Below are 16494 nucleotides of genomic sequence, written 5' to 3' on the forward strand. Positions count from 1 at the left end.
AAAATGTGAGAATTATTTGCAAAAAATATAACGGAATGGGCTAATTGAAAACGTTTCGGAGTAGATATGATAGAAAAATTGGTATAAAATTAAATCAAAATGATATTTTTTGTCATTTGTGTTATTATTTGTGTTAATTTTATGATTAGTATTTAGGAGTAGATTGCAATGACGACAAATCGTAGAAAGCAACAGAAGTACTTCATGCTATCTTGTGCGATTGCTACATGGATAGCACTACCAGGGTTGATGTACTCAAACTCAGTACAAGCTGAGGGGTCTGTATATGTTACGGCTGATAGAGCTCATGAAGAGGCTAAATATAACTCACAACAAGTGAGCATTATTACTAAAAAGGACATTGAACAAAAGCAAGCTAAATCAGTAGAAGATATCATTTTCACTGAAAGCGGTGTATCTCGTACTGTAGATTCTATGGGTCGTGTGGGTGTATCTATTCGTGGTGCGGAAGCACGTCATACGTTGATCTTAGTGGATGGTCAAGCCGTACTAGGCGACTTAGCTAAATTTAGTGGCGCAGCGGATGAAGTAATGCGCCTTGGTACAGAAAATGTAGAGCGTATTGAAATTGTTCAAGGCTCTGCCAGTGCGAAATATGGCTCTGATGCTATTGGTGGTGTTGTGAATATCATCACTAAAAAAGCAGCTAAAAAACCAACTATCCAAATCAATGGGGAAGGCTCTCGCGCTAAAGGTGGAGAAACTGGATATGGTAATTCCAATTTCTTCTTGCGTGCCGATTCTGGACAAATGGGTAAAGTTCGTGTAGCTATTTCTGGTAGTAAACGTGATATTTTACCAGTATATGCATCTCAAGAAAGAAGAGATACTGGTGATAAACTAGAAGGCGAATTTAAACCAAATGTGCTTCGTTTCTATGGGGATACATCTGATATTGGGTTAAATGCTATCTATGATATTAATAAAGAGCATAATGTACAATTACGTTTAAATCGTTTTACGGAAGATTTACAACGTGATGTAAAACATAGTACATCTCCTATGGAACCGCAACGTCATTTTAAACGTGATAGTAACCGTAACACATTGAACATGATTTGGAATGGTCGTGGTGGTGCTAGTGATTGGAAATTAGAGTTGAATCATTCTCGCATCAATGAAAATGATATTTCATTGATTAACTATACTGGTCGTTCCCAATACGAAGGTAAAAATGAATTACGTTATATTGATGATGTAGATCATCGTCAAACAGATATCCGTTTCAATGCTAACTCTGCCATTGGTGATAAACATACTTTGAGTTGGGGAATTGCACAAACTCACGAAACGGGAGCAGGTAGCCGACTTAAAAGTTCTCCTAACGTAAAAACTCGTTATATCGATCCATGGGACTACGATAAAAATTTACTAGTAGCAGGTGTAGACCGTTTAGAACGTAGACCTGGTGATAATAGTTTACGTGTTTATTCTCATATTCACGATTACAAATTTAAACCAAGTAAAGATGGATTGCCAATTTGGGATAAAGATTATGAATACTATGGAGCAGAAAACGAAAGCGATATTCCGCCGATTACTTACGAATACTTCCGTGACCATAAATTAGACGACCCTATTAAACCAACAGATCCAGCCTCATGGTATAATAACTTAACAGATTTTGGTGTAGATGACGAACATTGGGAGAAAATTCGAGATTTCAACGATGCATTAAAAAAAGAAAATGATATAAATGGATCATCGGTATATGTGAAATACTTTATGCAAGGAGAATCTTTAGATCCAGCAGAACGTGCTAAAGCGCCAAAATTTAAAGGTGTTAAATTCCTAGAAAAATATCGTGAACGTGAACAACGTATTACTGAAGGTGAAGGTAGTATTGATAAGAGAAATTACTACATAGCAGATGCATGGCAAGTAAATAAAGACTTGTTATTACAACCTACTGTACGTATTGATAAGAGTAATTTATTTGGTTCTCATGTATCTTGGAATTTTGGTGCTACCTATAATGTAAACTCTAATGCTCATCGTCGTTTGAAAGCGAATATTGGCACTGGTTATTCTGAGCCAGGTATGGGTGAACTATGGTATAACTGGCAAATGTTCGCATCCAATCCAGTAGCGCAAGGTGTTGCAAAAATGGGCTGGTACTGGGCAGGTAATCCAAACTTAAAACCTGAAACGTCTAAAAATATTGACATTAGCTTTGAAGGGGAAGGTAAAAATGATTACGCTCGCATTGGCGTTTTCCAAAATCGTATTCGTAACTATATGTCCGTATACTTTACAGGAGAATTACAAGACTGGGCACCACAATTATCAAAAAAAGATAAATGGATGCAAGCACCAGATTTAATTTATAGCTTTAAAAATATTGGTAAAGCAAAAATTACTGGTGTACAGTTAGAATGGAAACATAAATTTGGTTCTAAATGGAGTACACGTTTCGGCTGGACTCGTTTGCAAGCGTTGAATCAATCTGATCCTACAATGCCTGCACATTTATTAGACCGCCCAACTAACAAAATCGATTTTGGTATTACCTATGAAACTAAGAAGTGGAATGCACAATTGTGGGCAGATTATTATCATAAAATGCTTGATAGTAATACACAAAAGAATCGATCCAACTACTGGATTAGTGGTATTGATTCCGATAGTGCCATCTATAATGTATCTAATGAGTACGAAGAAAAATCTTACGGTACATGGAATGCCATGGTACAACGTAAATTTGGCAACGATTCCTTAGTATACTTTGGTATTAACAATATCTTTGATCATCGTGATGATGATAGAGCAACACAATCTCGCGTATATCGTTTTGGTGTAAATCTTAAATTTGGTGCAGGTGGAGATAGTAAAGCTCAAGATGCGAAGATGCAAAATCCTGCAGTAACAAATGGTATAAATGGTAAAACTTCTATTACAAAAGTTCATGTAGATAAAGCTATAGCTACTGTGAATGGCGATGATATGGGACGTGAACATCAATTCTTAGAAAGACCATTTGATGCTAAGAAAGAAAAAGGAACTGAATTTATTGGCGATTATCGTGCACGCTTAATGGCACATGGTGGTTCTGAACGTCCACAATCTTTATACACAAGCACATCCTATGTTGGTAACGCTGAATATAATCTAAAAGATCAAAAAGAACATGGTTTAGAACAACGTATACGCTTTGGTGTAGATGCAAGAATTAATGATAATACAAATGTAAAAGTTCTTGCTAGTGCTAGTGGTACTCACTCTATAGATACAGCAAACACAACAATTAACTCTAAAGGATTAAATAAACAACGATTAGAAAATCTAGATGTTACCCACTCTGGCGGACATTGGGATTTCTCGATTGGTCGCTTATCTGAATCCATGGGTGCTACTGGATACTGGTTCAATAAAACATTTGATGGAGTTCGTGCTGTATGGACGGACCAAAGAAGTCAATTCCGTACCGGTATTGGGTCCTTTAAAGCAAGTACGGGTATTACAGATTCTGCCTATAACCATAGTACGTACTCTACCTATTTTAGAGCTCCAACATTGGAAGAGTTTATTGGTTTAAATAAAATTTATGGGGATAGTGAGACTATAGCGGCAATTTATGGAAATATTTGGAAGACACCAGTAAAAGAAGTTGATGGTAAAAAGGTTCCACAAGAAGGCTCGTTCATGGATATATACCTAAAAGAATTTAAAGGGAAAAATGAAAACCTATACTTTATGGAACAATTAAGTGATGTAGATAATACGATGCCAAATGCAACAGAAGAAGAAAAAATTGCTAAAAGAACTGAAATCATCAAACGTATGGCAAATATCATCAATAAAGCATATCCAGAGTTGGTAAACCATAAATATATAAGCTATAATCCTGTTATATCGGCTGGCAAGGTTAAGGTAGTATATGAAGTAGAGGATGAAAATCATAATGTGGGATATTTAGCGGGTGATATATCATCGTATGCTGAAAGCGATCAATATAGACCTGAAAAAATTGAAAAAGATGATCCAAATAAATTGTATAAGGAAGAAAAAAATAAAGTACTCGGTGAAATAAATGGTACATTGAAAAATGAAGTTAACGAAAAATTTGGAGAATCATTGGGAAATCCATCTTTATTAGATAGAAACTATCTGGAAAATAATAAAGAGAAACTAGAGGAAGGTTATAAGGCTGTTGCTGAATGGGCTGCTAAATCTCATTTTTACGGCACATTAGTGTATCAAACTGATACTAGAGATAAAACCTTAGCTTCCGTCATTAAGGAAGAAATGACCAATTACAATGAGGGGGCTAAGATTACAGCTGTTCTACCAAAGAACCAACCTTTGAATACATTGAATAGTCCTATACATAAATATAAATTTAAGCGTGTAGTAGGCATAAAGAAAGTAGGTCCTTATGACTACACTACATCTTCATATAAAATCGAAGATGTAAACGTTATTAATGAATTAAAAGAGGCAAATTTTAGTTCTATTGAAAATTATTATAGTGAGGGTACAGTTACTAATATTGTGAAAAAATATCTTGAGGAATTAAAAGTAACTATTCAAGACTCTGAACAAGGTAACACATTACCACGTGCAGCTCTCGAAAAAGTAATTGGAAAACCAATTAAAGTGACAGGCCTGAAGTTGGAACGAGATGTAATTCCAGCAATCGATAAGGCATTATTTGCTCAATATAAAACACAAATTAACCCTCGTTTAGGCTTACAAGCATGGTTCTTACGTTCCTTGAACAATAATGCTCATTCTATGCAAGCAGGTCATGCGAAAACTAAGATGGTAACTCATACGGGTATTACGGGATATAATAAAGATTGGGCTGGGGATATCGATCTAAATGATCCTATTTACGGAGAGGTAACATCGGAAGTTCCTGATTTAACCAATGATATGTATACGACAAAACGATTGGCTAATATTTTCGCTATTGGTGCACAATATCAGGTCGGTGATAATGCTCTTATCTCCTTAGATTATGGTTTCAATCGCAGTGATTTTGGTCGCTATATGAACGGTCATACTAATTTTGACCATATTCGTAGTACAGCTGACTTTACAGTAAAAGGCCACTCCATGGGCGGCACTCCACACTTCTGGACAGCTCGTCTTGATCTTGGACAGTCTGATTTCACAAGACCTGGTAGTTGGAATGCCTTCATGGATTACAAATACTTCGCTCACGGCTCCTTCTTCGGTGGCAATGGTACAGGTGCTGTACCAGATCGTTACTTAGATGGTATCCGTAGCTTTACATTGGGTGGTGGCTATGTTCCTCGTAAAGACTTCTTAGTTGAGGCATTCTATACATTCGATGCAAAAGGTATTGGACAACGTGATACATTATATGGTGGAGAAAACTTTAAATTAGGTAACTACACTCGTATCCAAGGTACTTACAAATTCTAATTAACAACAACATAGTATTTTGCTGAAATTACATGCAATGATAGCTAAGTGTATATATAACAGTTATTTATTGAATAAAAAGTGAAATACCTATAGGAAAAGCTATAACTTATTTGAGGTATATACTCAATTAGTTATAGCTTTTCTATATGTTATGAAGCTATCCTATCTTACCTATTCAATAGACAAAGCTAAAATAATACCAATATTTTTTTGTTAAAATGAACAATTATTGCAGTTTTATGGGAATTTATTTATTAAAGAGTAAAAATCAAAAAATTAATTAAATAATTCTTAAAATGTCGCAATGGATTAGTTAGGAGCTTTTTGGAGTAGAAAAAGATTATCAATACAAGGTACAATTGTAGTAATTTGACTTATTTTCTCATTACTAAGAGAGTTTTGTTCTAATAGGAGGATACCAATGACAAGGAAAAGCGAAGCAAGAAATAAATATTTTATGCTTTCCTGTGCCATTGCTACATGGATTGGGGGCGCAAGTTTTCTAGTTCCGACTGTAGCACATGCAGAAGGGTCTGTATATGTTACAGCGAATCGTGCACAAGAAGAGGCGAAGTATAATTCGCAACAAGTGCAAATTATTACTAAAAAAGATATTGAAGCTAAGCAAGCGAAATCTGCTGAGGATATCGTATTTAGTGAAACTGGTGTGAGTCGTACTGTAGATGCTATGGGTCGAGTTGGTGTATCTATTCGTGGTGCAGAACCTCGTCATACATTAATTTTGGTAGATGGTCAGCCTGTGATGGGTGATTTGGCGAAATACCAAGGTGCAGGCGATGAATTGCAACGTTTAGGAACAGAAAATCTAGACCATATTGAAATCGTACAAGGTGCTGCTAGTGCAAAATATGGCTCTGATGCTATGGGTGGTGTTATTAACGTTATCACGAATAAACCACGCAATAAAGCAGGTTTACAATTTAACTTTGAAGGTATTCGTGAAAAAGGGAATAGCGATATTCTACCTTTCAATAATGTATTTGTTCGAGCTGACTCTGGTAAAATCGGTAAGGTTAAAGTGAATATCTTCGGTAGTAAACGAGATATTATGCCAATCTATGCTAGTGAAAGTCCTAGACAATCTGCACTAGGTGCTGATGATACTGTTGACCATGGATTCCTAAAAAATTCTTTACGGTATTATGGTACAAATGCTAATGTAGGTGTGGCTAGTATTATAGATGTGAAAGATAATCAAACGATCAGTATGAAGCTAGATCGTTATCGTGAAGATTTAGAGCGCTATGTGAAAAATAGTGATTCTTTCATGGTGCCACAAATGCACTATAAACGTGACCTAAATCGTAATACAATGAATTTGACCTATGAAGGTAGAGACGATGTTTCCAATTGGAAAGCGGAAGTTAACTATACTCGTACCAATGAAAACGATTTAACGTTGAGCAGTGACTATGGAAAAAGTACCTATGAAGGTAAAAACACTTTAGAATACACAGATAATATTGACCACAGACAATGGAATTTTGGAGTATCTGGAGATATCCAAGCTAACGATAATCACCTAGTATCCTATGGTGTTGGTATGTCTCGTGAAACAGGTACAGGTAGCCGTTTGAAAAATGCACCGCATACCTATGTGCGTGATATAGATCCATGGGATTATGATAAGAGCTTATCTGTAGATCGTAATGGTAATCCAAAATCTAACATTTATGACTATTCTTTCAGTAAAGGCAAAGATGGCATTATCGAACGAAATAAGGAAAAAGAGTGGTACAACACAGATAAATCCAATCCAAACAGTAAAGTACCTGAGTTTACCTACGAAGATTTCTTGAATTATAAAGAGAAGTTGACAGAAGGTGATCCGTCTAACTCTCAAACTTGGATTAGTGGTACTACAGCTAATACATTAAAGAAAAAATATCCTGAAGCCTATGCCAAATATATGGAGTTTGGTGCGACATTAATGGCGGAAAATAAGGCAGCAATTGACGAAAATAATGCGACAGCAACTAGTTGGAGAGATAAAATTTTTAGCTCCGATGTAGAAAAGTTACCATTGTATTATTACGATAATACTGTTAATCCTAAATTAAGTAAAATTATAAAGCTAAATGGGGCTAACTTTAAAGAAGAAGCAGATAAACGTATCAATAAACAAACAGTTGGTAGTGGTACGATTAACAAACAATATCTATTTGTGCAAGATACATGGCAGTTAAATAAAAATACGATGTTAACTCCAATTGCTCGTTTTGATCACAGTAGTTTATTTGGTTCTAACTTATCTTTTAATATGGGTTTAACTCATAACTTGAATGGAAATACACATCGTCGTTTCAAAGCAAATGTAGGTAGTAGCTATGTAGAACCAGGGATGGGTGAGTTATTTTATAACTGGGAAATGTTCCCATCCCATATAACAGCGTTTAGTTTAAATGGTGGTCAAGCACGATTAGGTTGGTACTGGCAAGGAAATCCTAACTTAAAACCAGAGAAATCCTTAAATTTTGATGTCTCCATTGAAGGGGAAAATAAAAATACTTACAGTAAATTGACTGTATTTAGAAATAATATTAAAAACTATATTACTGCTTATAATACAGGCCATGTGTTAGATTTCCACACAGATTTGAACGAAAATACTGAACGTGGTATCTATAAATTCTTATATGCACCAGATATGGTTTACAGCTTTAAAAACATTGGTAAAGCCGAAATTACTGGTCTTGAATGGGAATTAAAACAAAAACTTTCCAATAAATGGAAAGCTCGTTTTGGATATACATTCTTGCATGCAGTGAATAAGAGCAATCCAGATATGCCACGTCAATTGTTAGATAAACCGGCACATAAAATTGGTATTGGCGTTGACTATGAAGATGAAAAAACTGGTTGGTCTGGTAGCCTTTGGAGTGACTATTACATTAATATGTTAGATAGTAACTCCGTATCTGGCGGTGGCGGATATATGACGTCTGGTACAGCCTATGAAAGAGATCCAATTACAAAAGCTATTGTACTTGATCCTGTTACAAGAAAAGCTAAGAAAATAGAAGGTAAATCTGAAATTTCCTATTCTGGATCTGACCGTCGTACTAGCGATATGTATGAACGTAAAACATATGGCATTTGGAATATGATCGTTCAAAAGAAAATCAATAAAGATTCCCGTGTATACTTTGGTATTAACAACTTATTCAACCATCGAGATGATGATCGTGCTTTGTCTACTCGACAATTCCGTATGGGTATTAATTTAAAATTTGGTGCGGATGCGACTACAGATAAGAGTCAACCAAATATGGCGAAAGTGGAAGTGAAAACACAAGTGGTAGACCATTTGAATACTTTCATTCATCGTGACTTTAATGTAGATAAAAAAGCCGGCGTTGAGGTTGTTGGTGATTTTAGAAATCGTTGGGATAGCCATTTAGGCTTTGACCGCCCAACTAGTCGTGTAACAGCTACAAGCTATATTGAGGATGATGCAGCAGATAACCTTCGTGATGAAAATAACCATGGCATCACATCTCGAGTGAGAGCCGGTATTGATGCACGTATTGGCAAAGATGTAGATGTACGCGTGATAGCTAGTGCCAGTGGTCAACGTGGTGTAGATACTGATCACCAATTAAAAGTGACAAAAGGATTCAATCATCAACGTATTGATGAAGCGACAGTCACTAAACATACCAATAAATGGGACTTAACAGCTGGTCGTATGACGGAACCAATGGGTGTCACAGGATATTGGTTTGGTAAAGAATACGATGGTATTCGCGGTGTTTGGACAAATGATACAAAACAAGTCCGTGTAGGCTATGGTGATTTCTCTTATAGTACAGGTGTAACAGACTCTGCTTATACACATGCGATTTATAATGCATTTAAACGAGCTCCAACGGTTGGTGAATTCTTAGGGGCAGACTTAAATGCCTATAAAGAAATTACCACAGATAAATCCGTCAATACAGTTGGATTCTATAATCAATTGAAAGAAATTAAAGAGGCTGAAGAAAAAGCTATTGAAGCTGGTCAAGATAAAATTGCAGCTGCAGGTACAACTATCAAAGCAGAAATTGCAGCAACAGAAGCTAATATTGAAGCAACATCAAAACCTATCAATAACCAAATCGAAGTAGTCAATGCAAAAGTAGAAGAAATAAGTTCTAAATATGATGAAGCTTCTGAAGCCTATTATGCTGCAGAAGATGGGCCTGAAAAAGAAGCATTAGAAACTAAAAAAGATGATTTAGAAAAAGAGCTTAACGCTGAACGTGCTAAATTAAAACCATTATATGAAAACTTGCGTCTTGCTACGGCTGATGATAAAGCGAAAAAAGAAGCTCTAGAAAAAACATTGGCAAATACTGAAAAAACAGTAAAAGATGAAATTCGCAAACCATTTGTAGAAAAACAATTCGAAGTAGTAAAACACATGCAAGAGTTGGCAAGCAAAGCGTATAGTGCGGACTTCAACAGCGATAAGAATAAATTAATTCTTCAAATACCTGCATTGAAGTTTGATACCTTATGGTCAGAACCAATTTATAGAGAAGAGCCAGATCCAGAAGATTATTATGGTTATAACACAATCCGAGTAAAAGTAGGAGAAACTCCAAATGTTCCACGCACCTTGAACGTAACTCCTAACGATGGTAAAAACAATGGTATTGACAGCCGCTTAGATCTCTTTAAAGTGACACTCACTAATGAAGATTTACTAAAAGACGGTGGTAGAGAATACATCTCTAAATGGTTCGATGCTAATAAAGAGGCTATTGTAGCTGCGTATAAAACAACAGCGGATAGAGAAGTGCCACAAAATACTAATGGTACAGCTCATACTGCTGATGGTAATGGTGTATACACATTTGATGAAAAACAAATCGAAACTCTAAAAGAGAAAATTATCGAAATGAATATTTTGACAGATGATAATTTGAATGTGACAGGATCTAAACCATATCCTAAATTGTTAGTAAACTTCTTCAAAAAAGTAAACTCTGTATTAGAACGAGCTGACCACTACAGTAAACTTCCTCGTGAAGCATTAGGCAATGCAACTGGTAAAGTGATTCCAACAGAAGGTGTTATCATCCAACGTGATGTGATTCCTGCGGTTAAACGTGCTGGTTTTATCCAATATCGTCAACAAGTAAATAATAAATTAGGTGTCACAGCTTGGTACTTACGCTCTACAGGCCATGAAAATCATACTGTACATTATACAAGCGATAGCGGAAACGAGCCTCGCAGTTTTGGTCGTTTAGCAAATGTATTTGGTTTAGGCTTAAAATACCAAATTGGTGATAATACAGCTGTATCTTTCGACTATGGTCAAAATAGAACAGACTTTGCTCGCTATATGAATGGTGGAAGTATCTATCAATCTACAGCAGGTAAAGTATATGATAATCCAGCAGGTAATCCTCAATTTGAATTGAAGGGTCATAGAACAGGTGGTACTCCACACTTCTGGGCACTTCGTTTCGATGTAGGCCAATCTGATTATTATCGTCCTGGCAGCTGGAATGCATTTATTGACTACAAATACTTCGGACATGGTGCTTTCTTAGGTGGTAATGGCACAGGAGCTGTACCAGATCGTTACTTAGATGGTATTCGTAGCTTCACATTAGGTGGTGGATATGTACCAGCGAAAGATTTCTTAGTAGAAGCATTCTACACATTCGATGCAAAAGGTATTGGACAACGTGATACATTATACGGTGGAGAAAACTTTAAATTAGGTAACTACACTCGTATCCAAGGTACGTACAAGTTCTAAGATAATGGAATAGAATTCTTATAGATATTGGACTATGCCTGTGTATAGCTACATAGGAAGATAGACTGGCATTCAGTACATAATGATATACCATAGAGGATAGTTAACGATGTAAGTTAGCTATCCTCTATTACCATGCTCTGTTCAACAGTATAGCAGTATAGGACTGCGATCTATCTAGAGGCAAGGAATATTCTCAGCGTATCCAAAATTACATCGAGATACAGTGACTACATTGCGAAAAAAGATTGCATTGAGATGCAAAGATTACCTATTATAGTATGAAAATTACATTGGAATACTAAAAGTAATTTATTTAAAATAAAGATTGCAATCAAATGCAATCTTAGTTAAAATTATAATAAAGATTGCATTGTAATGTATTTTTGCAATATGCTGAGAGTATGAATAACACTTTCATTGTATTGAAAGGTATCACAAATGATAGAGGAGTAGACATGAAGCTAATTAATAGGGAAAAGTACATACAGTTTCTGAGAAATCACAGAGAAAAACGCGTTATAAAAATTGTGTCTGGCGTGCGCAGATGTGGTAAATCAACTCTATTTTATCTCTTTCAACAAGAGTTACTACAAGAAGGGGTAAAAGAAAATCAAATCATCGCCATTAACTTTGAAGATTTGGAATACAGGGACTTAACGGATTATATACAGTTGTATGAATACATAAAGTCCAAAATAATTCCTAATCAACAAATGTATATATTTTTGGATGAGGTCCAACATGTACAAGGGTTCGAACGTGTGGTAGATAGTTTCTATATTAAAGATAATGTAGATATCTATATTACAGGATCTAATGCGTACTTTATGTCTTCAAAAATGGCTACACTATTAGCGGGTCGATATGTTCAGCTAGATATGTTACCTTTATCATTTAAAGAGTTTGTTGAAGCACACAAAGAGACAACGAATCTATCTTTGAATGGTTTGTATCGTCTATTTATAGAGCAAAGTGGTTTTCCAGGGACACTAGAATATGCTGGGCATGATGAAATGCTACGTACCTATTTAGAAGGTATAGTCAATTCTGTAGTGTTGAAAGATGTTATGACGCGCTTAAAGGGAAGCGATATTTTAATATTAGAAAGTATTATTCGGTATATTGCAGCCAACGTGGGAAGTTTATTAACACCTAAAAAGATAGCTGATTCTCTTACTAGTATGGGTAGAAAGGTAGATAGTCGTACTGTAGAAAGGTACATAGCAGCACTGAGAGATGCATTGTTAATTTATGAAGTGTCTAGATTTGATGTGCGAGGGAAAGAACTGCTTAGATTATATTCTAAATTTTATTTAGTTGATCCTGGGCTGAGAAGATTTTTCGTACCTAATACAGGACGAGATACAGGTCACATTCTTGAAAATGTGGTGTATTTAGAATTATTGCGCCGAGGCTATACGGTTCATGTCGGTATCCTAAAAAATGGTGAAATAGATTTTATAGCTCAGAAACATGGACTATTTGAGTATTATCAAGTGAGTCAAAGTGTGTTAGATCCTACCACATTAGACAGAGAACTAACGCCTTTATTTGAGGTGAAAGACTATCATCCGAAATTTTTGCTTACTTTGGATGAGATTAATAGCAATGCATCTTATGAGGGAATACAACAAAAAAATGTGATAGAATGGCTATTGGAATAGGGATTTTAAATATGGAATAAACGTATTAGAATATACATTATATAGGGGTGACAAGTGAAAGAAACAGTAACAAAAGAAGTACAAGAATCAACGGGTGTGATTCGTTATATTTGGATTGTATTAGGTGCTATTAGCTTTGGCTTAGGATCATTGGGAATTGTATTACCATTATTACCAACGGTACCGTTTTATTTATTTGCTGTATTTTGTTTTGCTAGAGGTTCTAAACGATTCCATGAGAAGTTTGTGAACTCTAAGCTTTATGCAAATTACGTAGAGCCGTTTAAAAATAAAAGTGGCATGCCACTGCGCACTAAAATTAATATTTTAGTGTCCGTGTCGATTTTACTGGGTATTGGAGCTTATAGTATGCGCAATATGCCTGTAGCATTTTATGTTATGGGAGCCGTGTGGATAGGTCATGTGATTGCCCTTGCGTTTATAGTGAAAACAGCACCACCTGAATCTAAAGTAAAACAATAGTTGTTTCAATAGTAGTGCATGTTTATATACTACAAAATATGATGTGTAGATACAGACGAAATATTTATATTAGCCAAATCATGAATGAACTCTCATCATGATTTGGCTTTTATTGTGTTATGCTTATGTGGTATATTAGTAGCAACCATAAAGATGTTTAAGGATAACCTAGTCATTGGGTATATTGATAGAAGTTATTTTAGAGGATCTTTAGTTACCATACATAGTGAGTATGACAATCTATTCGTTAAGAATGATTCGATATAATAGATATCACATGCTCTGACTGTGAAAATAAATAATGGTAGCACTATATGAATGTGTATATGTATAGATTATAATTAGGAGCGGAATACAATGAAATCAAAACAACGACAATGCCCTATACAAGGAGATCGATGTGCCATCTGCGTTCCTATTGTAGGTCCAACGATAGAAGATATACTTTCACAAGTACAAGAAGCCGTGCAAGCGAAGGTGGACCTTATCGAGTTGCGCCCTGATATGTGGATGAAGGATTCTCATATATCTGAAGAAGAGTACATACCAACAATAGTAAACTTGGTAGAAGAAGTGCATTCTAAATATGAAAAGATACCGATGTTGTTTACGTGGCGTACATTAGCTGAGGGCGGAGAAACGTCCTTAAGTAATGAGAAATACTGTAACCTATTACAAGCAATTGTAGATCAAAACCTAGTGCAAGCTGTCGATGTGGAGTTGTTCGCCTATACAGATACAATGGGACAAATTATTAAAGAAGCTCATCATCAAGAAATACAAACAGTGATGAGTTATCATAATTTTCAAAGTACGCCAGACCTAGAAATATTACATGTCTATGCAGAGCGTATGATATCTGCAGGAGCCTCAGTGATTAAGTTTGCATTGATGCCAACTACGAGTGATGATGTACTTTCAGCATTACAATTTACAAAAGAATTAACACAAAGATATCCACAGTTACCACGTATTACTATGTCTATGGGAAAATTAGGACAGATGACACGGACCTGTGGCAATGTGTTTGGTAATTGCTTGACCTTTGGCACACTGGGACAAGCATCAGCGCCTGGACAGGTAGAGGTGGATATTTTAAAGCGATTAGTATAAGATATAGGATCAATGAGATAATATAAGGGTTTACAACTACTATATTATGGTATCTACAAGTTATGTTTCTAATGCTAGAAAATGTAAAAAGTAGATATTAGATAAATAGCTTTTAGAGTTAGTATTTCCATATCTATAGGGAGTATCTATAGGTTATACAGGATATTCCTATAAAAAATATAGAAAAATGTTAACATTCAGTAGACAAATGTATCTTAGTATGATAATATTTGTTACATAATTTAATACTCGCCTAACAAACCGATGAGGTGGAGATAAAAATAGAACGTGCACTTCCAGAGAGTGGGGGTAGCTGAGAGCCCCGCAGAACGCAGTCTATTAAATGGACTACTGAGGGTATGGGGAACGGACAATTGTCCTAGTATAGCATAACGTGTCATGAGCGTTAATCGTGAGGGATATGATAGTATCCTGCAAAGGGGAATGCATGCATTCAAACAAGGTGGTACCGCGATTTATATGAATCTTTCTGCGCAGTAGTGCAGTTATTTGGCATATGAACTCGTCCTTGACGTATAGTCTAGGGCGAGTTTTTTTATTGCAGGAGGATTTATGAAACCATCATTAGAAACAGTGAAACAATTGGGACAAGGGTACGACATCGTACCGGTGTACGTGGAATTATTATCGGACATTCGCACACCTATTTCTGTACTGAAAGCTTTAAAAAAGGTGAGCGCTCATACATTCTTATTAGAAAGTGCTGACAACACCCATCACTGGGGGCGATATTCTTTCTTAGGTTATAATCCATTGTTAGAAGTAACTTGTAAAAACCATACGATGACGATCAAAGGAGATATGACACGTACGTTCACATGTCATAATCCAGCGGAAGAAATTCGAAACATCTTGGGTCAATATAAAAGCCCTAGAGTATTAGAATTGCCAACTTTCACAGGTGGATTTGTGGGATACTTCGCCTATGAATACATTCGTTACATTGAGCCTACCTTAGATCAACATATTAGCGATACAGATACTAGTATGGTGAACGATGTAGATCTTATGCTCTTCGATAAAGTCATTGCTTTCGACCATTATAAAAATAAAATCTATATCATCGGTCATGTACGTACAGACGATATAGAACGGAATTATGAGCGAACTCAATTAGAACTACAAGCCTTGGCAGACTTGGTGAAAGATGGCGAAGAAGCTGATATCGAACGTGGTGTACTGGAAAGTGAATTCACCTCTGAGTTTACGTCCGAAGAATACCAAGAGGTGGTGCGAAAAACAAAATATTATATAACGGAAGGAGATATCTTCCAAGCCGTCGTTTCCAATCGTAGAGAGGCGAAGTTCAAGGGCAGTTTACTCAATGCGTATCGTGTACTAAGAACGATGAATCCATCGCCATATATGTTCTATATGAGTGGTAAATCTGTAGAATTAACAGGGGCCTCTCCGGAAACATTGGTAAAACTACAAGATAGAAGTGTTTACACTTTCCCTATTGCGGGCACATTACCACGGGGCAAGAATGAAGAGGAAGATAGAGCGCAAGAGACTAAGTTAAGTAAAGATGAAAAAGAATTGGCAGAGCATAATATGTTGGTCGACTTAGGTCGTAATGATATTGGTAAAGTTTGTGAATTCGGGTCTGTTCAAGTGGAAGCACTTCATCAATTACAAAGATTTTCTCATGTCATCCATTTAACAAGTACTGTGAAAGGGACCTTACGAGAAGAGTTTGATGCCTTAGATGCCATTGGCGCTACTTTACCAGCAGGAACCTTATCGGGAGCTCCTAAAATTCGTGCCATTCAGATTTTACAAGAATTAGAGAAAAGCCCACGTGGTGTTTACGGTGGTGCTGTAGGGTACTTAGATTTTTCTGGCAATATGGATGTGTGTATTGGCATTCGTATGGCTATGGCAAAAGAGGGTCGTGTCTTTGTTCGGTCTGGTGGTGGCATTGTGCGAGATAGTGTACCAGTAAATGAGTACAATGAAACGATCCATAAGGCACAATCTATGGTGACAGCCATCACATTGGCGCAGGAGGTGTAA

The 16494-nt window shown here is 36.2% G+C and carries 6 protein-coding genes; all 6 read left to right on the forward strand.

Annotated elements, in window-relative coordinates:
- The first annotated feature begins 168 nt into the window (after nucleotides 1-168).
- Nucleotides 169-5412, forward strand: a complete 5244-nt coding sequence (locus EO113_RS00665) for a TonB-dependent siderophore receptor (RefSeq protein WP_126940357.1) — start codon at nucleotides 169-171, stop codon at nucleotides 5410-5412.
- Nucleotides 5413-5836: 424 nt separating this feature from the next.
- Entirely contained in the window at nucleotides 5837-11194 is a 5358-nt protein-coding gene (locus tag EO113_RS00670) for a TonB-dependent receptor domain-containing protein (RefSeq protein WP_127135227.1), read from the forward strand.
- A gap of 458 nt (nucleotides 11195-11652) precedes the next feature.
- The gene (locus EO113_RS00675) at nucleotides 11653-12861 is read left to right on the forward strand and encodes an ATP-binding protein (protein ID WP_127135228.1); all 1209 of its coding nucleotides are present in this window, start codon (nucleotides 11653-11655) and stop codon (nucleotides 12859-12861) included.
- A gap of 54 nt (nucleotides 12862-12915) precedes the next feature.
- Nucleotides 12916-13344 carry a YbaN family protein gene (locus EO113_RS00680; protein ID WP_009353796.1) on the forward strand — a complete coding sequence of 143 codons (429 nt, stop codon included), beginning with the start codon at nucleotides 12916-12918 and terminating at the stop codon, nucleotides 13342-13344.
- 357 nt (nucleotides 13345-13701) lie between these two features.
- Nucleotides 13702-14457, forward strand: coding sequence for a type I 3-dehydroquinate dehydratase (gene aroD / locus EO113_RS00685; protein WP_009353795.1), 756 nt, complete (start codon nucleotides 13702-13704; stop codon nucleotides 14455-14457).
- A gap of 573 nt (nucleotides 14458-15030) precedes the next feature.
- On the forward strand, nucleotides 15031-16494 hold the full coding sequence (locus EO113_RS00690; protein ID WP_127135229.1) for an anthranilate synthase component I family protein: 1464 nt from the start codon (nucleotides 15031-15033) through the stop codon (nucleotides 16492-16494).

The organism is Veillonella sp. 3913 (genome assembly GCF_003992235.1).
In the GTDB taxonomy this organism is placed as follows: Bacteria; Bacillota; Negativicutes; order Veillonellales; family Veillonellaceae; genus F0422.

What these genes read in the sequence shown, in the direction of transcription:
- EO113_RS00665 (WP_126940357.1), top strand. Translation starts at nt 169, where the DNA reads ATGACGACAAATCGTAGAAAGCAACAGAAGTACTTCATGCTATCTTGT.
- EO113_RS00670 (WP_127135227.1), top strand. Translation starts at nt 5,837, where the DNA reads ATGACAAGGAAAAGCGAAGCAAGAAATAAATATTTTATGCTTTCCTGT.
- EO113_RS00675 (WP_127135228.1), top strand. Translation starts at nt 11,653, where the DNA reads ATGAAGCTAATTAATAGGGAAAAGTACATACAGTTTCTGAGAAATCAC.
- aroD (WP_009353795.1), top strand. Translation starts at nt 13,702, where the DNA reads ATGAAATCAAAACAACGACAATGCCCTATACAAGGAGATCGATGTGCC.
- EO113_RS00690 (WP_127135229.1), top strand. Translation starts at nt 15,031, where the DNA reads ATGAAACCATCATTAGAAACAGTGAAACAATTGGGACAAGGGTACGAC.